Annotated in this window: 20 protein-coding genes; 11 read left to right on the top strand and 9 right to left on the bottom strand. The window is 73.8% G+C overall.

Annotated elements, in window-relative coordinates; all coding sequences use genetic code 11:
- Positions 1 to 152 precede the first annotated feature (152 nt).
- Positions 153 to 713 carry a CBS domain-containing protein gene (locus HHX35_RS22780; RefSeq protein WP_182900784.1) on the top strand — a complete coding sequence of 187 codons (561 nt, stop codon included), beginning with the start codon at positions 153 to 155 and terminating at the stop codon, positions 711 to 713.
- 22 nt (positions 714 to 735) lie between these two features.
- Here HHX35_RS22780 and HHX35_RS22775 read toward each other — a convergent pair whose 3' ends face one another.
- Positions 736 to 1,629: a universal stress protein gene (locus HHX35_RS22775; protein WP_182900783.1), complete on the bottom strand. Its 894-nt coding sequence runs from the start codon at positions 1,627 to 1,629 to the stop codon at positions 736 to 738.
- A 40-nt stretch (positions 1,630 to 1,669) separates the two neighbouring features.
- Positions 1,670 to 3,352 (bottom strand): GAF domain-containing sensor histidine kinase, encoded by a 1,683-nt coding sequence (locus tag HHX35_RS22770; protein WP_182900782.1) that lies wholly within the window; start codon positions 3,350 to 3,352, stop codon positions 1,670 to 1,672.
- A 178-nt stretch (positions 3,353 to 3,530) separates the two neighbouring features.
- On the opposite strand from HHX35_RS22770, the gene HHX35_RS22765 reads away from it, so the two are divergent.
- Positions 3,531 to 4,022, top strand: a complete 492-nt coding sequence (locus tag HHX35_RS22765) for an OsmC family protein (RefSeq protein WP_182900781.1) — start codon at positions 3,531 to 3,533, stop codon at positions 4,020 to 4,022.
- Here the strand turns inward: HHX35_RS22765 and HHX35_RS22760 are convergent.
- From HHX35_RS22760 to HHX35_RS22735, 6 genes are all read right to left on the bottom strand, one after another.
- Complete coding sequence (locus HHX35_RS22760; RefSeq protein WP_182900780.1) at positions 3,913 to 4,380, bottom strand: hydrogenase maturation protease; 468 nt, start codon at positions 4,378 to 4,380, stop codon at positions 3,913 to 3,915. The genes HHX35_RS22765 and HHX35_RS22760 overlap by 110 nt on opposite strands.
- Positions 4,373 to 5,674 carry a Ni/Fe hydrogenase subunit alpha gene (locus HHX35_RS22755; protein WP_182900779.1) on the bottom strand — a complete coding sequence of 434 codons (1,302 nt, stop codon included), beginning with the start codon at positions 5,672 to 5,674 and terminating at the stop codon, positions 4,373 to 4,375. The genes HHX35_RS22760 and HHX35_RS22755 overlap by 8 nt, the downstream gene beginning before the upstream one ends.
- The gene (locus HHX35_RS22750) at positions 5,671 to 6,459 is read right to left on the bottom strand and encodes an oxidoreductase (RefSeq protein WP_182900778.1); all 789 of its coding nucleotides are present in this window, start codon (positions 6,457 to 6,459) and stop codon (positions 5,671 to 5,673) included. Before HHX35_RS22750 ends, HHX35_RS22755 begins: the two co-directional genes overlap by 4 nt.
- Positions 6,460 to 6,471: 12 nt before the next feature.
- Entirely contained in the window at positions 6,472 to 7,293 is an 822-nt protein-coding gene (locus tag HHX35_RS22745) for an FAD/NAD(P)-binding protein (RefSeq protein WP_259405300.1), read from the bottom strand.
- Positions 7,290 to 8,360: a 4Fe-4S dicluster domain-containing protein gene (locus HHX35_RS22740; protein ID WP_182900777.1), complete on the bottom strand. Its 1,071-nt coding sequence runs from the start codon at positions 8,358 to 8,360 to the stop codon at positions 7,290 to 7,292. The genes HHX35_RS22745 and HHX35_RS22740 overlap by 4 nt, the downstream gene beginning before the upstream one ends.
- Positions 8,361 to 8,462: 102 nt before the next feature.
- On the bottom strand, positions 8,463 to 9,266 hold the full coding sequence (locus HHX35_RS22735) for an SAM-dependent methyltransferase (RefSeq protein ID WP_182900776.1): 804 nt from the start codon (positions 9,264 to 9,266) through the stop codon (positions 8,463 to 8,465).
- 161 nt (positions 9,267 to 9,427) lie between these two features.
- On the opposite strand from HHX35_RS22735, the gene HHX35_RS22730 reads away from it, so the two are divergent.
- On the top strand, positions 9,428 to 9,856 hold the full coding sequence (locus tag HHX35_RS22730; RefSeq protein WP_182900775.1) for a cellulose binding domain-containing protein: 429 nt from the start codon (positions 9,428 to 9,430) through the stop codon (positions 9,854 to 9,856).
- Between the two features lie 24 nt (positions 9,857 to 9,880).
- Here HHX35_RS22730 and HHX35_RS22725 read toward each other — a convergent pair whose 3' ends face one another.
- Positions 9,881 to 10,645, bottom strand: coding sequence for an IclR family transcriptional regulator (locus tag HHX35_RS22725; RefSeq protein WP_182900774.1), 765 nt, complete (start codon positions 10,643 to 10,645; stop codon positions 9,881 to 9,883).
- Between the two features lie 69 nt (positions 10,646 to 10,714).
- Here HHX35_RS22725 and pobA point away from each other — a divergent pair, with 69 nt between their 5' ends.
- The 8 genes from pobA to HHX35_RS22685 are packed head-to-tail and all read left to right on the top strand — an operon-like array spanning position 10,715 to position 17,675.
- On the top strand, positions 10,715 to 11,905 hold the full coding sequence (pobA, locus tag HHX35_RS22720) for a 4-hydroxybenzoate 3-monooxygenase (RefSeq protein ID WP_182900773.1): 1,191 nt from the start codon (positions 10,715 to 10,717) through the stop codon (positions 11,903 to 11,905).
- Positions 11,899 to 12,570, top strand: a complete 672-nt coding sequence (pcaH, locus tag HHX35_RS22715; RefSeq protein ID WP_139572739.1) for a protocatechuate 3,4-dioxygenase subunit beta — start codon at positions 11,899 to 11,901, stop codon at positions 12,568 to 12,570. The genes pobA and pcaH overlap by 7 nt, the downstream gene beginning before the upstream one ends.
- Positions 12,567 to 13,076 (top strand): protocatechuate 3,4-dioxygenase subunit alpha, encoded by a 510-nt coding sequence (locus HHX35_RS22710; RefSeq protein ID WP_182900772.1) that lies wholly within the window; start codon positions 12,567 to 12,569, stop codon positions 13,074 to 13,076. The genes pcaH and HHX35_RS22710 overlap by 4 nt, the downstream gene beginning before the upstream one ends.
- On the top strand, positions 13,066 to 14,262 hold the full coding sequence (pcaB, locus tag HHX35_RS22705; protein WP_182900771.1) for a 3-carboxy-cis,cis-muconate cycloisomerase: 1,197 nt from the start codon (positions 13,066 to 13,068) through the stop codon (positions 14,260 to 14,262). The genes HHX35_RS22710 and pcaB overlap by 11 nt, the downstream gene beginning before the upstream one ends.
- Entirely contained in the window at positions 14,259 to 15,014 is a 756-nt protein-coding gene (pcaD, locus tag HHX35_RS22700; protein WP_182900770.1) for a 3-oxoadipate enol-lactonase, read from the top strand. Before pcaB ends, pcaD begins: the two co-directional genes overlap by 4 nt.
- Positions 15,011 to 15,403, top strand: coding sequence for a 4-carboxymuconolactone decarboxylase (pcaC, locus tag HHX35_RS43675; protein WP_182900769.1), 393 nt, complete (start codon positions 15,011 to 15,013; stop codon positions 15,401 to 15,403). The genes pcaD and pcaC overlap by 4 nt, the downstream gene beginning before the upstream one ends.
- Positions 15,400 to 16,320 carry a carbohydrate kinase gene (locus tag HHX35_RS22690; RefSeq protein ID WP_182900768.1) on the top strand — a complete coding sequence of 307 codons (921 nt, stop codon included), beginning with the start codon at positions 15,400 to 15,402 and terminating at the stop codon, positions 16,318 to 16,320. The genes pcaC and HHX35_RS22690 overlap by 4 nt, the downstream gene beginning before the upstream one ends.
- A complete protein-coding gene (locus HHX35_RS22685) occupies positions 16,317 to 17,675 on the top strand; it encodes a rhodanese-like domain-containing protein (protein WP_182900767.1) in 1,359 nt (452 codons plus the stop codon). Before HHX35_RS22690 ends, HHX35_RS22685 begins: the two co-directional genes overlap by 4 nt.

Genomic DNA, 17,675 nt, shown 5'->3' with positions numbered 1-17,675 from the left:
TCGGGCCACCTCTATCCGACCACCCGGGCGCGGGCGCCGCACGGGCCCAAAGACCCGACCGCCGGGGACCTCCGGCACCTGCCCGTACGGCCCGGGCGGCGGTGGAATGACCGTGCGGTGACCACGACGGAGACAGACGGGGGAGGTGGGCCATGCTGGCCGGTGAGGTCATGAGCAGCCCGGCGATCACCTTGCGCCGCGACGACTCCGTGCGGCGGGCGATCCGGGTGCTGTACGACCACGACATCACGGCCGCCCCCGTGCTCGGGGAGCACGGCGAACTGGTCGGGATGGTCAGCGAGATCGACCTGCTGTGCGGCGCGTTCGCGCCGGGCGTCTCGGCGCCCCGCGCCGTGGGAGACGTCATGTCGCGCCAGGTGAGCACGGTCGAGGACACCACGGACGCGCGGGTGCTGACGGACCTCATGATCGCGAAGAGGGTCAAGAGCGTGCCGGTGCTGCGCGACGAGCGGGTCGTCGGGATGGTCAGCCGCCGCGACCTCATGGCGCTGCTGGCCAGGTCGGACGACGAGCTGCGCGAGGCCGTCCTGGCCGCTCTGCGCGAGCGCTACCCCTCCGAGACGTCCTGGGAGGTGATCGTGCGCGACGGCGAGATCGACCTGCACGGTCCCGAGGGCCAGGGCCCCGGGCACGTGGCCGACCTGCTCGAGCGGACCGTCCCGGGAGTGCGGCCGGCCCGCCTCCTCCGGTGACTCACCGCCCTGCCTCCGCCTCTCACGACCGGGCCCCTCTCACCACGGCGACCGGGCAGTGCGCGTGGGCGAGCACGGCGCGGCTCACCGAGCCGAGCACGGCCGCGGTGAAGGCGTTGCGTCCGTGGGAGCCGACGACGAGCAGGACGGCCCGGGACGACGCCTCGATGAGTGCGGAGACCGGATGGGCGCGGACCATGTCCAGCTCGGTCTTGACCTCGGCGTACCCGCCCTGCCACGGCTGCAGCTCGCCGCGCGCGTAGTCCTCCGCGGCCCGCCGCATGTCGTCCAGGTCCGTGGCGATCACGGGCCCGTACGGCACCGGCGGCTCCCAGGCGCAGACGATCCGCACCCGGTGGCCGCGCAGCCGCGCCTCCTCGAACGCGTACGCCAGGGCGGGCCCGGACGCCTCCGAGCAGTCGAACCCCACCACGATCTCGGCCACCGCCTCCGGGGGCGCCGGCCGTACGACGACGACCGGCACGGCCACGTGCCCGGCGACCTGGTTGCCCACCGACCCGAGCAGCATGCCGGGGAAGCCGCCCGCGCCGTGGCTGCCGAGCACCACTTCGGCGGCACGGGCGGCCTGGTCCCGCAGGACGCGGCCGGGACGTCCCTCGGCCAGTTCCGTCGTCACGTCGAGGCCGGGCCGCCGGTCCCGGGCGACCCGCTCGGCGTGGTCGAGGAGCTGCCGCCCGGAGGGCGCCAGCCTGTCGTAGCTGTCGGGGATGGGATAGCGCGGGACGTCGTACGGCAGGCGCTCGACGGCGTGGACCACCCGCAGGGGCAGGCCCCGCAGGCCGGCGTGGTCGGCCGCCCACTCCACCGCCCGGATCGCCCCGGCGGACCCGTCGGTGCCGGCGACGACCGGATCGACGACGGGATCGACGACCGGATCACTGATCGGCTCGGTCATGGCGCGATGCCTCCTCACGGCGTCTCCTCACGGCGTCTCCTCACGGCGTCGACGGCAGCGGGACGCTCCAGCACAGGCGTGTTCCCCCCGCGGCGCTGGCCTCGGCGGCGCACGACCCGCCCAGGCTCTCGGCGCGCTCGCTCAGGTTGCGCAGGCCGCTGCGGCGTCCCCGCGCCGGGATGCCGACCCCGTCGTCCTCCACGAGCAGGGTCAGCCGGTCCTTGTCCAGGCGCACGGTGACGGCGGCGCGGGTGGCGTGGGCGTGCCGCACCACGTTGGAGATCGCCTCCCGCGCCACGGCCAGCAGGTGCTCCCCGACCGGGGCGGGCACGCGGGTGTCGAGCTGCCCGTCCATGCACAGGGCCGGCAGAAAGCCGAGGGGTCCCCGTGCGCCCTCGACCAGCTCGACGAGCCGGGCGCGCAGCCCGGGGGCGCCGGCCGGGGCCCGCAGGGCGAAGATCGTGGAGCGGATCTGCCGGATCGTGCCGTCGAGTTCGTCGATGGCGGTTCGCAGCCGCGCGGCCGCCTCCGGGTGCTCCACCAGCCGCGCGGCGCCGGTGAGCGTCATCGCGACCGCGAACAGCCGTTGGATGACCACGTCGTGCAGGTCCTTGGCGATGCGGTCGCGGTCCTCCAGCAGGCCGAGCCGCTCGGCGTCCCTGCGCGCCTCGTCCAGTTCGATCGCGACGGCCGCGTGCCCGGCGAAGGAGTGGACCATGCACACCTCCGCTCGGCTGAACGGGACACGGCCGGGCCGTCTGCCCAGCGACAGCACCCCGCGCACCGCTCCCGGGGCCCCCAGCGGCACGGCGCACGCCGCTCCCGTCTCCCCGGCCGCCGCGAGGAGGTCGGTGTCCCCCAGGTCGGTGTCATTCAGGTCGGTGACCACTCGGGGCTCCGCGCAGACGAACGCCTGCCCGGCCAGCGAGCCCTCGACGGGCAGGCGGCGCCCCCGGGCCGGGCCGGGCACGCCGTCCGCGATCGCGACCCGCAACGTCCGGCCGCCGTCCTCCGGCAGCAGGATCGCCACGGCGTCGGCGCCGGCCATCCGCCGGGCACGGCGGGCGATCAGAGTCAGCACCTGCGGCGTCTCGGCGCCGGACAGCAGGCTCCTCGTGATCTCCGCCGACGCCTGCAGCCAGGTCTCCCTGCGGCGGGTGTCCTCGTACAGGCGGGCGTTCTCGATCGCCACCCCGGCGGCGCTGGCGAGGGCCACGACGATCGCCTCGTCGTCCTCGTCGAACTCCCCTCCCCCGCGTTTCTCCGTCAGGTAGAGGTTGCCGAACACCCGGCCCCGGACCCGTACGGGCACGCCGAGGAAGCCCGCCATCGGGGGATGGCCGGGCGGGAAGCCGTACGACTCGGGATGGTCGCAGATACGGGGCAGCCGCAGGGGCCGGGGTTCCTTGATCAGCAGCCCGAGCAGGCCCAGACCGTGCGGCCAGTGCTCGATCCCGGCGATCTCCTCCTCGCTCAGCCCCGCCGGGACGAAGCGGGCGAGGGTGTTGTCCTCCCCGATCACGCCGAGCGCGCCGTATCTGGCGTCGACCAGCGTGGCGGCGGTCTCGACGATCCGGCGCAGCACGGTCTCCAGATCGAGGTCCCCGCCCACCGAGACGACCGCCTCCAGCAACGCGTGGACCCGGTCACGCGTCGACAGGACCGCCTGCAGCCTCGTGTGCAGTTCGGCCAGCAACCCGTCCAGGTGCGTCTGCGGGATCATGGTCCGCTCCCCCGTCGGCGCCACGCATGGCCCCCCAGTTGGAGTGTCGCAAACCAGGGCACTCCGGGCTCCTGTTCTTTGCCATGTCGCAACCGGCTTCTTACGCTCCGTATGCGCCCACCCGCCGCCGGCCACGGACATACTCGGATAGAGCCGAATCGGAACGCGGGGGTGCGCCATGAACGAGCCGCGTGACGGCGTCATCCGGGTCGCCTGGCACGGAGCCGACCGGTTCGACGTCCGGATCCGGCGCCACGTTGTCCGCGCCGACCAGCCCAAGGACGTCGGCGGGAGCGACACCGGCCCCACTCCGGCCGAGCTGTTCGTGGGCAGCGTGGCCGCCGGTGTCGCCTGCTGCGCCGAACGCTACCTGCGCCAGCGCCAGCTGCCCGCCGGGGTGGGCGTGACCGCGCGCTACGGCCTGGGCGTCTGCCCCGGGCGGATCGACTCCATCGAGCTGTCGGTGGAGGCTCCCGGCCTGCCCGCGGGGCTGCGTGCCTCGTTCCTGTCGGTCCTGGAGCACTGCGCCGTGTGCACCACGCTGCGGGTGCCGCCGCGGCTCACGTTCGAGGTCCGCCAGGCCGTTCCCGAGACAGCCGTTCCCGCAGTTCATCGGCCGTACGGCGGACCGCGGCCAGGACCGGCGCGGTCATCGGGGCCCCAGGGGTGAAGTCGCCGCCCTCGATGCCGGCGACGACCAGCTCGTCCGGCAGGCGGCCGAGGGCGCGTCCCAGCTCGACGGCGTCGGCCAGCCCGAGAGAGTGAGACCCGGCCCGCACGGGCGGGCGCAGAGGCATTTGCAGGGGCATGTGTACGGTGCCGGGCGGAGCACCGGAGGAGACCGCGTCGACCACGATCGCGAGCGCCGCGCCCGACCACGCCTCGATCAGCGCCGCCGGGTCTCCGGAGTTCTCCACCACCGCGACGGACGGCGGCAGCGTGCCCCTCAGCAGCCGGGCGACCTCCAGGCCCGCCGCGTCGTCGCCGCGCAGATCGCTCCCGAGGCCGATGACCACGCTTTCACCCACGGTTCACCCGGAAGTCGAGGAAGTGGGCCGAGCAGGAGATGCAGGGGTCGTGGTTGCGTATCGCCTTCTCACAGAGACCGGCCAGTTCGTCCTCGGGCAGGGTGAGGCGCGGCGCCAGCAGGTCGCGCAGGTCCGCCTCGATGCGTGCCTGGTTCTGCGCGGTGGGCGGCACGATGTCGGCCTCGGCGACCAGTCCGCCGTCGTCGAGCCGGTAGCGATGGTAGAGCGTGCCGCGCGGGGCCTCCGACGCGCCGTGGCCGACGCCCGGCCGGGGCTCGACCGGCACGCACGGGCGCTCCGGCTCGGCGTACCCGTCGAGGAGGCGCAGCGCCTCGTCGCACGCGTGCAGGATCTCCACGGACCGCACGACGATGCCGCGGTAGGGGTTGCGGCAGACGCGGCCGAGTCCTGCGGCGGCGGCCGCCTCCCGGGCGAGCGGGGACAGCCGCGCCGAGTTGAGCGCGTAGCGGGCCAGGGGGCCGGTGAGGTAGCCGGTCGCGCCGTCGAGGCGGGCGTGCAGCGCAGTGGAGTGCGGCACCTGTTCCTCGATCACGTGGTCCGGCCACCGCGCCACCTCGAAGCCGGAGGCCGGGCCGTATCCGTCGCCGGTGACGACCGTGCCGGACAGGATGGCGTACTCGCCGGGGTGGCGCAGCGCGAGGAACCGGTAGTCGTGCTCGACGTCGGGGAAGTCGAACCCGGCCACCCAGGCGACGGTGGCGAGGGCGTGGTCGCGGGCGCGGCGCAGCCGCTCGGCGACGGCGGCGAGCTCGCGCCGGGCGGGCACCCGGTAGAAGCCGCCCACTTTGACGTTGACGGGGTGGATGGGCCGCCCGCCGATCGCGGTGATCAGCTCGTTGCCCGCCTTCTTCAGTTCGAGCCCGCGCTCCACCAGGTCGCGGCGGTCGGCGGCCATCGCGACGCCGCTGTCGTAGCCGAGGAAGTCGGGCGCGTGCAGCAGGTAGACGTGCAGCGCGTGCGACTCGATCCACTCGCCGTAGTACAGCAGCAGCCGCAGGTCGCGCAGCGGCCCGGTGACCTCGGCACCGCAGGCCGCCTCGATCGCCTGGCAGGCGCTCATCTGGTACGCGACGGGACAGATGCCGCAGATGCGGGCGGTGATGTCGGGCGGCTCGGTGTGGCCCCGGCCCCGCAGCATCGCCTCGAAGAACCGGGGGGGCTCGTAGATCCGCAGCTCCAGGCCGGTGATCCGGCCGTCGCGGGCGTGCACCACCAGCGCGCCCTCGCCCTCGACCCGGGTCAGCGCCCCGATCCGCACCGTCTTGTGCGTCACTCCTCCTCCCCGGACTCCTGCGCCTCCTCCGCCGCCCTCCGGAACGGCTCGGTGGTGGCGTGGTAGGTCCGATAGATCCGCACCAGCTCGGGGGTGCTCATCCCGAGGCCGCGCATCCAGTGGTTCAGCGAGGCGTGATTGGGGCTCTCCATCGGCCCGAAGCAGCCGTAGCAGCCCCGGTTGAACGTCGGGCACAGCGCCCCGCAGCCCGCCTGGGTGACCGGCCCCAGGCAGGGGGTGCCGTGCGCGACCATCACGCAGGCGTTGCCCCTGGCCTTGCACTCCACGCACACGCTGTGCGCGGGCACGACCGGCCGCCGCCCGGCGAGGAACGCCGAGATCACTTCGAGCAGCTGGTGCTTGTCCGGCGGGCAGCCGCGCAGCTCGAAGTCGACCGGCACGTGTGCGGCGACGGGGGTCGAGCGGTCCAGGGTGGCGATGTAGTCGGGCCGGGCGTAGACGACCGCGGCGAACTCCTTGACGTCGGCGAAGTCGCGCAGCGCCTGGATGCCCCCGGCGGTGGCGCACGCGCCGATCGTGACCAGGCGCTTCGACACGCGCCGCACGTGCCTGATCCGCTCCAGGTCCTCGGGCGTGGTGATCGACCCCTCCACGAGCGACAGGTCGTACGGGCCGGGCCCGGGGGCGCTGGACGCCTCCAGGAAGTAGGCGATCTCCACCCGGGCCGCCACGGAGAGCAGCTCGTCCTCGCAGTCGAGGAACGTGAGCTGGCACCCGTCGCACGAGGCGAACTTCCACACGGCCAGCCGAGGCACCCTGTCCACCACCGCGCCCCCTCACAGCTCCGGGACGGCGAGCATCGGCGCCGCGCGGTCGTACCGCAGCACCGGCCCGTCCTCGCATACGAACAGCGGGCCGAACTGGCAGTGGCCGCAGCGGGCCACCGCGCACTTCATGTTCCGCTCCAGCGACAGCTCTACCCGGCCGGGGGCGACGCCGCGCCGCACCAGCTCCGCCGCCGTGTTCCTCATCATGGCCTCGGGCCCGCACACGAAGGCGCACGTGCGGCGCGGCTCGAAGACGATCCGGTCGATCAGCCGGGTGACCAGACCGACCGGCCCGCGCCAGGCGTGGTCGGGGTGGTCCACGATCACCCTGACGTCGGCACCCTGCCGGGTCCAGCGGGCCAGGTCCCCCGGATAGAGGAGCAAGTCGGGAGCCCGGCTGCCGACGATCACACTGATCCGGCCGCACCGGTCCCGCAGCAGCGCCCGCACGAGCGGCCGCAGCGGGGCCAGGCCCAGCCCGCCCGCGGCCACCACCACGTCGAGGCCGGCCGCGGCGCGCAGCCCCCAGCCCTGGCCGTACGGCCCGCGCACGCCGACGACGTCGCCGGGCCGCTTGCCGCACAGGGCGGCGCTGACCGCGCCCACGGCCCTGATCGTCTGCGTGTAACCGCCGGACCGGGCCCGCCCGCTGATCGAGACCGCGATCTCCCCCACGCCGGGGGCGTACAGCATGGTGAACTGGCCGGGGTGGAACTGCGGGCACTCTCCGCGCAGCGGCTCCAGCGTGAGGGTCACGGTGTCGACCCGGTCGGGCCGGCAGGACCGCACGCGGTAGAGCGCCGGCGTCATCGGGTGCGGGCCGCCGATCATGGCAGGTTCGCCAGCTCCTCGGTGACGTCGATGCCGACGGGGCACCAGGTGATGCAGCGCCCGCAGCCGACGCAGCCGGACATGCCGAACTGGTCGATCCAGGTCGAGAACTTGTGGGTGAGCCACTGACGGTAGCGGCCGGCGTTCGAGCCGCGCACGGGCGTCCCGTTGACCTCGGAGAAGTCCAGCGTGAAGCAGGAGTCCCAGCGCTCGATCCGCTCGGCCGTGCCGTCGGTGAACGACGTGGCGTCCTCGACCGTGGTGCAGAAGCAGGTGGGGCAGACCATCGTGCAGTTGGTGCAGGTGAGGCAGCGCGCGCCGACCTGCGTCCAGCGCGGCGAGTCGTGCGCCGACAGCCGTTCCTGGATGCCCTCGGTCTCCACGTGGCGGCCCATGTGCTCGGCGGCGTCGCGGGACACCTCGGCGGAGGCCGCCAGGTCTTCGGCCGAGGCGGGCCGGCGCGGCAGCGCCGCGACGATCTGCTCGCCCCTCTCGCTGCCGGTCTCCACCACGAACCGGTGCGGCGCGGCCAGCTCGGTGAGGGCGAGGTCGAACCCGGTGGTGGCCCGGGGGCCTGTGTGCATGGAGACGCAGAAGCACGTGCCGCCGGGCACGGCGCAGTTGACCGCGACCAGCAGCAGGGCCCGCCGCCGCCGAAGGTAGGCCGGATCGGGGTGCCTGCCACCGAGGAAGACCCGGTCCTGCACGGCGATCGCGGCCAGGTCGCAGGCCCGTACGCCGAGCAGGGCGACCCGCGGGGCGTCCTCCTCCGCCTCCTCGACCTGTTCGCCGCGCATCCGGAACAGCGTCTGCCGGGGCGGCTGGGTGTAGCTCTTGGCGGAGTCGGGGCTCGCCGCGAATGAGAAGACCATCTCGCCGGCGCCTTCGGCCAGGCGGTAGCGCCCGGGCTCCTGGACGTCGGTCCAGCCCCTGGCCAGCCGGTCGGCCGACGCGATCTCCTCGAAGCGGATGACGCGCTCGCGCACCACCGGGCCCACGACGGCGTAACCCCGGGCCCGCAGCTCGCCGACCAGGGGTTCGAGAGAATCGATCACGACGGCGTCCACGGCGTCCCCCTCCGCCCGTTCGCCCTTCCCGCTTACAGTACGGCCGCCCGCGGGCCGATCAGCAGGGACGAAAGTCCCACAGGGGAGGATTCAGGGGAAGATTCAGCGGAGCCGGCCGACGCCGCCGAGGACGTAGCCGCCCTTGCTGTGCTCGATGAAGTCGCTGTCGTTGCGCCAGTCGGCCACGTCGACCAGCCCCGGCTCGACCGGCTCGAACCCCGTGAAGAACCGGGCGATGTGCTCGGGCGTGCGGTCGCGCAGCGCGGCCGTGGACTTCTCGTACACGGCTCGGGTCTCGGTGATCGTGCCCTCGCTCAGGCGGCCCTGGGTGCCGTGGGAGATGACGAGGTAGCTGCCGGGGGCCATGCGCTCGCGGAAGTAGGAGACCACGCGCTCGGCGTCGTCGTCGTCCACGAAGTGCAGCACGGCGACGAACAGCACGGCCACCGGCTTGCTGAAGTCGATCAGCTCCTTGGTGATCGGGCTTTCGACGATCGTGTCCGGGTCGCGCATGTCGGCGTGCACCACGCCCGTACGGCCGCCGCCGGTGAGCAGCGCCCGGCCGTGCGCGGCGACGATGGGGTCGTTGTCGACGTAGACGACGGTCGCCTCGGGATCGACCTCGTGGGCGACCTCGTGGACGTTGCCCTGTGTGGGGATGCCGGTGCCGAGGTCGAGGAACTGCCGGATGCCCGCCTCGCTGAGGAAGCGGACGGCGCGGCCGAGGAACTCCCGGTTCTGCCTGATCACCAGGCGGCCGTCGGAGCCGACCAGTTCGAGCAGTTTCTCGGCGGCGGCCCTGTCGACCGCGAAGTTGTCCTTGCCGCCCAGCCACCAGTCGTAGATCCGCGCCACACTCGGCGTGGAGAAGTCGATGGCCTTCAGCGCTTCCTCGTCCCGGCTCACGCGATCTCCTCGTCTCCCTTTTCGTGAACGATCTTAGGGGCATGAAACTTTCACCCGTGTGCCGGGATGACGGACCGCGCCCCGCCCGTGCCCATGACATCCGTCCGCGGCCATGGTGACAATCCTGAGGCGACGTTCATCGAATCGGCAGAGGAGAGGGAATGGCACGGCTCTTTTTTTCGGGCAGGCATGAAACCGGTTTCAGACGCGCGCGGGCCGTCGTGATCGCCGCGGCCGCGCTGGCCGGCACCGCGGCGATCGCCACGCCCGCGAACGCGGCCTCGGCGTCCTGCGCGGTCGTCTTCGACACCGGCTCGCACTACGTGACGGGGTTCACGGTGCCCGGACACGTGGTCAACACCGGCACGACCGCCTTCACCGGGTGGCGGATCTCCTGGACGTTCACCGGCGACGAGAAGCTCTTCTCGCTGCTGACCACCAAGTGGACCCAGACCGGGCAGAGCGTCACCGCCGGCAACGTGTCCTGGAACGGCACCGTCAACCCGGGAGGCGCCGTCACGATCACCGCGGTCGGCAGCTCGACGAACGGCGTGTTCGGGGTGACCGGCCTGACCTGCACGCCGCTGTAGCCGGCGACTGTAACCGGCGACCCGTCACACCCGGGAGACGGCGGCCCGGTAGTCGCCGGCGATGCGGGCCGCGACGGCCAGCAGCGGATCGACCAGGCGGGGCAGCTCGCGCACCCGCCTGGAGGAGACCACGATGCCGACGGCCGCGACGGGCCGGTCCCCGACCAGCACCGGCGCGGCCGCCGAGCAGGAGCCGAGCGTCATCTCCTCGTGCGTCGTCGCGTACCCCTGGGCGCGCACCTGGGCCAGCTCGCGGGCCAGGCGGCCCGGCTCGGTGATGGTGTGCGGGGTCGGCCGCTCCAGCGGCCGGGACAGATAGGAGCCGACGAACCAGCCCGGCTCGAAGGCCAGCAGCGCCTTACCGACGCCGGTCGGGTGCATGGGCAGGCGCGAGCCGGTCCGCGACACGATCGGCACGGCCCGCTTGCCGTACACCTTGTCCACGTAGAGCACCTCGACCCCGTCGCGCACCGCGAGGTGGACGTTCTCCCCTGTGCCGCCGAACAGCTCCTGCAGCCAGGGGTGCGCCACCTCCTGCAGCGGGTCGGGGGCGAGCTGTCCCAGCTCCCACAGGCGACGGCCGATCTGGTAGCGCCCGTCGGCGCCGCGGCGCAGGGCGTGCCACTCCTCCAGCTCCGCGACGAGCCGGTGGACGGTGCTCAACGCCATGCCGGTCCGTCCGGCGATCTCCGTCAGCGTGAGCCGCGGATGGTGGGCGTCGAAGGCGCCGAGAATGGCCAGCACCCGGGAGGTCACGGAACGCCCCAGGTCGCGTGCGCCGCCGGCCATGTGACCCCTTCTTCCACTCAGTAGAAGCAAAGCCTACGCGGCACGGCGGATGCTCCCGATGCTTGACCCATGCGAACTCAGGTCGGGATCATCGGGGCCGGACCGGCCGGCCTGCTGCTCTCCCATCTGCTCCATCTGCGCGGGATCGAGTCCGTGGTGCTCGAACGCCGCAGCAGGGAGTACGTAGAGCGGCGGGTGCGGGCGGGTGTGCTCGAACAGGGCACGGTGGACACACTCGTCGAGGCGGGCGTGGGCGAGCGAATGAAGCGGGAGGGCCTGCCCCACCACGGCATCGAGCTGCGGTACGGCGGAGCGGGCCACCGCGTCGCCTTCGAGCGGCTGGTGCCCGGCCGCTGCATAACCGTGTACGGCCAGCAGGAGGTCGTCAAGGACCTGATCGCGGCACGGCTGGCGGCCGGGGGCGACGTCCGTTTCGAGGTGGACGACGTGGCGGTGCACGACGCGGCGACCGACCGGCCGTACCTCACCTTCACCGAGGCGGACGGCACGGAGGGGCGGCTGGACTGCGACGTGATCGCGGGGTGCGACGGCTTCCACGGCGTGTCCCGGCCGTCGATTCCCGAGGGCGTGCTGACCGAGTATCGCCGCGACTATCCCTTCGCCTGGCTCGGCATCCTCGCGAAAGTGAAGCCGTCGTCGGAAGAGCTGATCTACGCGCGGACCGAGCGCGGCTTCGCGCTGCACAGCATGCGCTCCCCGGAGATCAGCCGGTTCTACCTCCAGGTGGCGCCCGACGAGGACCTCGCCGCCTGGCCCGACGAGCGGATCTGGGCCGAGCTGCGGGCCCGGCTGGAGACCGTGCCCGGCTTCACCCTCGCGACCGGCGACATCGTCGAAAGAGGGATCACGCCGATGCGCGGCTTCGTGGCCGAGCCCATGCAGCACGGCAGGCTGTTCCTGGCCGGGGACGCGGCCCACATCGTGCCGCCGACCGGCGCGAAGGGGCTCAACCTGGCGGTGGCCGACGTGCGGGTGCTGACCGAGGCGCTGGCGCGCTTCTTCGCCGACGGCTCGACGGAGGCGCTGGACGGCTACTCGCGGGCCTGCCTGCCCCGGGTGTGGCGGGCCCAGCACTTCTCGTGGTGGATGACGACGCTGCTGCACACGTTCGAGTCCGACGACGCCTACGCCCGGCGGCTGCAGACCTCCTACCTCGACTACGTGACGTCCTCGGAGGCGGCAGGGACGACGCTGGCGGAGAACTACGTGGGCCTGCCCTACCAAGAGGAGACATCGTGACGCACCCGCCCTACCTGCACCCGGACTACGCCAGCACGGTCCTGCGGGCGCCGTCCCGGCCGCCGTTGGAGATGAAGGAGGATCCGGAGGCCGCCGAGCTGACCGGCCCGGTCTTCGGCCGCGACGAGGTGGACCCGCTCGACGCCGACCTGACCGCGGGCCACGCGGGCGAGCCGCTCGGCGAGCGCATCATCGTCACCGGGCGGATCCTCGACGCGTCGGGCCGGCCGGTGCCGGACACGCTGGTGGAGATCTGGCAGGCGAACTCCGCCGGCCGGTACGCCCACCAGCGCGACCAGCACCCGGCGCCGCTCGACCCCAACTTCACCGGCGCGGGCCGGTGCCTGACCGACGACGAGGGCCGCTACCGGTTCGTGACGATCAAGCCGGGGGCCTATCCCTGGCGCAACCACCCGAACGCCTGGCGGCCCGCGCACATCCACTTCTCGATCTTCGGCACGGCGTTCACCCAGCGCCTGGTGACGCAGATGTACTTCCCCGGCGACCCGCTGTTCGCCTTCGACCCGATCTTCCGGTCCATTCCCGATCCGGCCGCCCGCGAGCGGCTCGTCTCCACGTTCGACCTGGAGATCACCGAGCCGGAGTGGGCGCTCGGCTACCGGTGGGACGTGGTGCTCGGCCGTACCCCGATGGAGGACGCGTGACCACCCCTTCGCAGACCGTCGGCCCGTTCTTCGGGTTCGCCCTGCCGTACGCGGCCGACTGGGAGCTCGTCCCGGAGGGCCATCCGAGAGCCGTGACGATCACCGGCCGGGTGCTCGACGGGGCCGGTGAGCCGGTGCCCGACGCCCTGCTGGAGCTGTGGACCGGGGAACCCGGCGATCGGGGCGCCCTGGGCCGCGGCGGGACCGGGATCTCCGGGGGCACTGGGGTCTCCGGCTTCGGGCGATGCGGCACCGCGCCCGACGGCTCCTACCGGTTCCGGCTCGCGCCGCCGTCCCGGCCCTACGCCGCGCTGCTGGTCTTCGCGCGGGGCCTGCTCAAGCCGGTGCGGACCCGCGTCTACCTCGCCGACACGCCCGACCCGCTGCTCGACTCCCTCGACCCGGTCCGCCGCGCGACGTTGCTCGCCCACGCCGAGGGGCAGGACGTCTACCGGTTCGACGTACGGCTGCAGGGCGAGCAGGAGACGGTCTTCCTTGAGTTCTGACGGAGGTGCTGATCGCGGGCTGTTGTGCCCCGTGTGGGCGGGCACGGAGGTGGCGGCGGTCACGGCCGACGACGCCTGGCTCCGGGCGATGCTGGAGGCGGAGGTCTGCCTCGCGCGGGCGCAGGCCCGCCTCGGCGTCGTCCCTGAGCAGGCCGTCGCCGCGATCGCCGAGGCGGCCCGCCCGGAGGGGTTCGGCGAGGCTTATTTCAACCTGGCCGATCTCGCCCGCCGCGCCAGGGACGCGGGCAACCCCGTCGTGCCGCTGGTCAAGGATCTGCGGACCGCCGCAGGCGAGGCGGGATCCTGGGTGCATCACGGCGCCACCAGCCAGGACATCCTCGACACGGCGGCGATGCTGGTGGCCGTGCGGGCCCGCGAGACGATCCTGCGCGACCTCGACCGGGTGCTCGCCGCGCTGGCCCGGCTGGCCGGCGAGCACCGGGACACCCCGATGGCGGGCCGTACGCTCGGGCAGCAGGCGGTGCCCACCACGTTCGGACTGAAGGCCGCCGGGTGGCTGGCCGGCTGCCGGGACGCGCGCGACCGCCTGGCGGCGGTGCGGCTGCCGGTCCAGCTCGGCGGCGCGGCCGGCACCATGGCCGGGTACGGCGAGCGGGCCCTCGACCTGCTGCCCCTGTTCGCGGCCGAGACCGGGCTGGCCGAGCCGGTGCTGCCCTGGCACGCGCTGCGCACGCCCGTGACCGACCTGGCCTGCGCGCTCGCCGCCGTGACGGGCGCGCTGGGCAAGCTCGCCACCGACGTGATCCTGCTGGCGCAGAGCGAGGTGGGCGAGGTCGCCGAGCCCGCCGCGCCGGGCCGGGGCGGCTCGTCGGCGATGGCGCACAAGCGCAACCCGGTGCTCGCCACGATGATCAGGTCGGCGGCGCTGCAGGCGCCCGCGCTCGCGCAGATCCTGCTCGCCGCGCGGGTCGCCGAGCACGAGCGGCCCGCGGGGAGCTGGCACGCCGAGTGGCAGCCGCTGCGCGAGTGCCTGCGCCTGGCCGGCGGCGCGGCCGAGACGGCCGCCGAGCTGGCCGAGGGGCTGGAAGTGTTCCCCGAGCGCATGCGGCACAATCTCGATCATCTGCTCGCCGTGCTGGCCGAGCATGGGGAGGACCCGGGCATCGGGGCGGCGCCCGCCCTCGTCGACCGAGCTCTGAAGCACCACCAGGGAAAGGCACCATGATCCTGCACCATCGTCTCGACGGGCCGCCGGACGCCCCGGTCGTCGTGCTCGGGCCCTCGCTGGGCACGACGCTCGACCTGTGGGAGCCGCAGCTTCCCGCGCTCACCCGCACCTGGCGGGTGCTCCGCTACGACCTGCCCGGCCACGGCGGGTCGCCGTCCGCATCCGGCTTTACGGTGGACGACCTCGCCGCCGGGGTGCTGGCCCTGCTCGACCGGCACGGCCTGGACGCGGTCGCGTACGGCGGGGTGTCGCTGGGCGGGGCCGTCGGGACCACGCTGGCGCTGCGCGCGCCCGATCGGGTCGCAAGCTTGGCCCTGTGCTGCACCTCGGCCCGCTTCGGCACGGCGGAGAGCTGGCGCGAACGTGCCGCGCTGGTCCGCGCGGAGGGCACGAAACCCCTGGCCGAGGCGACGAGGAGACGGTGGTTCACGGCGGGCTTCCCCGACGCCGAGCGCTACCTGGACATGCTCAGCGCCGCCGACCCCGAGGGGTACGCCTCGTGCTGCGAGGCCCTGGCGGTCTTCGACGTCCGCGACCGGCTCGGCGAGGTCCGCGCGCCCGCTCTGCTGATCGCCGGAGCAGAGGACCCGGCGACCCCGCCGTCGGACGCGGAGGCCCTGGCCCGGGGCATCCCGGACGCCGAGCTGCTGGTCGTGCCGGGGGCCGCCCACCTGGCCACCGCCGAACGCCCGGACGTCGTGAACGAGGCGATCACGCGGCATCTGGCCACCCGCTGGAGGACGGCATGAGCTACGAGGACGGCATGCGCGTGCGCCGCGAGGTGCTGGGCGACGCGCACGTGGACCGGGCGCAGGCGCGGACCACCGAGTTCACCGCGGACTTCCAGGACCTGATCACCCGGTACGCCTGGGGGGAGATCTGGACCCGGCCGGGGCTGGACCGCCGCACTCGCAGCTGCATCACGCTCACCGCCCTGGTGGCGCGCGGGCATCTGGAGGAGCTGGCCATGCACGTGCGGGCCGCGCGGCGCAACGGGCTCACGATCGACGAGATCAAGGAGGTGCTGCTGCAGACCGCGATCTACTGCGGGGTGCCCGCCGCCAACGCCGCGTTCGCCGTCGCCCAGCGGGTGCTGGCGGAGGACCCGGGCGAGGATCCGGGTGAGGATGCCGCGTGACGTTCCTCGTGGTCGGCGAGAGCCTGGTCGACCTGATCGGCACGCCGGGATCGTGGACCTTCACCGCCGTGCCCGGCGGCAGCCCGCTCAACGTCGCGGTGGCGCTGGCCGCGCTGGGCCGGCCCGTGCGGTTCGCCGGGGAGACCGGGGACGATTTCTTCGGCGGCCTGCTGCGCGACCACCTGACCCGCCACGGGATCGGGACCGGAGACCTCGCCCCGGCGGCGGCGACCGGCCTGGCCTTCGCCCGGGTCGGCGCGGACGGCTCGGCCTCCTACGACTTCCGTTTCAACTGGCGGTTCTCCGCCCCGGTGGCGCTCGACGGGGTGACCTGCCTGCACACCGGCTCCCTGGCCGTGCTCGCAGGACCGGGCGCCGCGCACGTGCGGGACGTGATGCGGGCCGCCGCCGAGGCGGGGATCACGGTGTCCTACGACCCGAACATCCGGCCGTCCCTCATCGGCGACCGGGCGCGTGCCCTGGCCCACGTCGAGGAGTGCGTACGGCTCGCGCGCCTGGTCAAGGTGAGCGCCGAGGACCTCGACTGGCTCCACCCGGGCGAGCCCTTCCTCGACGTGGCGCGGCGATGGGCCGGCCTGGGCCCGGGTCTCGTGGTGGTCACCCGGGGCGGCGACGGCGCCGCGGCGGTGCTGGGCGACGAGGTGATCACCTGCCCTGCTCCGGCGGTCGAGGTGGTGGACACGGTCGGCGCGGGCGACACCTTCACCGCCGCCTACCTCGACGCGCTCGACGGCGCGCCTCTGAGCGCCGATCGCGTGGCGGAGGCGCTGCGGCGCGGCTGCGCCGCGGCCGCGATCGTCTGCACCCGCGCCGGCGCGGTCCCGCCGACCCGGGAGGAGGTGAAGTCCTTCTCCCTGGGTACGGGTGCCTCACGAGCCGAGGAGGGACCTGAATGATCGAAATCATCCCCGTCGAGACCCCCTCCCTGGGCGACCGCAGCTACCTCGTCGCCGACGGGGAGGTCGCCTTCGTGGTGGACCCGCAGCGGGACATCGACCGGGTGCTCCGCCTGGCCGAGCGGCGCGGTGTCGAGATCCGTCACGTCTTCGAGACCCACGTGCACAACGACTACGTGACCGGCGGGCCCGCCCTGGCCTCGGCCACCGGCGCGGCCTACCACGTCAACGCGGCCGACCCCGTGGCGTTCGACCGGAGCCCGGTCGAGGACGGGGACGTGGTCGAGGCCGGCCCGCGAACGCGCCTGCGCGCCGTCGCCACCCCCGGCCACACCTTCACCCACCTGTCGTACGTGCTGGAGTCCCCGGACCGGCCGCCCGCCGTCTTCACCGGGGGCTCGCTGCTGCACGGCACGACCGGGCGGCCCGACCTGCTCGGCCCCGAGCACACCAACGCGCTGGTGCGCGCCCAGTACGCCTCGGCGCACCGGCTGGCCCGCGAACTTCCCGCCGAGACCGACGTCTTCCCCACCCACGGGTTCGGCAGCTTCTGCTCGGCCACCCAGTCGGAGGTCACCGAGTCGACGATCGGCAGGGAGCGGCGGGTCAACCCGGTCCTGACCCGGGGCGAGGACGAGTACGTGGAGTCGCTGCTGGCGGGCCTGGACGTCTACCCGGCGTACTACGCCCACATGGCCCCGCTCAACCAGGCCGGGCCGGACGCGCCCGACCTGTCCGCGCCGCGCCACGCGGACGCCGCCGAGCTGCGCCGCCGCCTCCGGGCCGGCGAGTGGGTGGTGGACCTGCGGTCCCGTACGGCGTTCGCGGCGGGCCACCTGGCGGGGACGCTCAACTTCGGGCTGGACGGGAACCTCGCCGTCTATCTGGGCTGGCTGATTCCCTGGAGCACGTCGGGAACACCGCGAACGCCCGTGACCCTGCTCGGCGAGACGCCCGGGGACATCGCGCGGGCTCAGCGCGAGCTGGCGCGGATCGGCATCGACCGCCCGGCCGCGGCCGCCACCGGAGGGCCCGCCGAGTGGACCGGCGACGACAAGCCCGCGTCGATGCCGACGGCGACGTTCGCCGACCTGGCCGCCGTGCGCCGCCTCCGCCCGATCGTGGTCCTCGACGTGCGCCGCGAGGTGGAGTGGCGCGAGTCGCACGTCCCCGGCGCGATCCACATCCCGCTGCACGAGCTGCCCGCGCGGCTGGACGAGGTGCCCGGCGGCGAGGTGTGGACGCACTGCGCGAGCGGCTACCGGGCGTCCATCGCCGCCTCGTTCCTGGCCGCCGCCGGGCGGGACGTAGTGGCCGTGCACGACGAGTACGACGCCCGGGCCGCCGCCGCGTGA

This window comes from Microbispora sp. H10830 (assembly GCF_014161375.1).
GTDB classification, from domain to species: domain Bacteria; phylum Actinomycetota; class Actinomycetes; order Streptosporangiales; family Streptosporangiaceae; genus Microbispora; species Microbispora catharanthi.
The sequence above is the reverse complement of the archived record's forward strand: the minus strand, read 5'-3'. Positions and strand labels throughout refer to the sequence as shown.

Bases quoted from the DNA above. Each gene is read 5' to 3' on its own strand.
- HHX35_RS22780 (WP_182900784.1), top strand. From the start codon at position 153: ATGCTGGCCGGTGAGGTCATGAGCAGCCCGGCGATCACCTTGCGCCGC.
- HHX35_RS22775 (WP_182900783.1), bottom strand. From the start codon at position 1,629: ATGACCGAGCCGATCAGTGATCCGGTCGTCGATCCCGTCGTCGATCCG.
- HHX35_RS22770 (WP_182900782.1), bottom strand. From the start codon at position 3,352: ATGATCCCGCAGACGCACCTGGACGGGTTGCTGGCCGAACTGCACACG.
- HHX35_RS22765 (WP_182900781.1), top strand. From the start codon at position 3,531: ATGAACGAGCCGCGTGACGGCGTCATCCGGGTCGCCTGGCACGGAGCC.
- HHX35_RS22745 (WP_259405300.1), bottom strand. From the start codon at position 7,293: ATGATCGGCGGCCCGCACCCGATGACGCCGGCGCTCTACCGCGTGCGG.
- HHX35_RS22730 (WP_182900775.1), top strand. From the start codon at position 9,428: ATGGCACGGCTCTTTTTTTCGGGCAGGCATGAAACCGGTTTCAGACGC.
- HHX35_RS22725 (WP_182900774.1), bottom strand. From the start codon at position 10,645: ATGGCCGGCGGCGCACGCGACCTGGGGCGTTCCGTGACCTCCCGGGTG.
- pobA (WP_182900773.1), top strand. From the start codon at position 10,715: ATGCGAACTCAGGTCGGGATCATCGGGGCCGGACCGGCCGGCCTGCTG.
- pcaD (WP_182900770.1), top strand. From the start codon at position 14,259: ATGATCCTGCACCATCGTCTCGACGGGCCGCCGGACGCCCCGGTCGTC.
- pcaC (WP_182900769.1), top strand. From the start codon at position 15,011: ATGAGCTACGAGGACGGCATGCGCGTGCGCCGCGAGGTGCTGGGCGAC.
- HHX35_RS22685 (WP_182900767.1), top strand. From the start codon at position 16,317: ATGATCGAAATCATCCCCGTCGAGACCCCCTCCCTGGGCGACCGCAGC.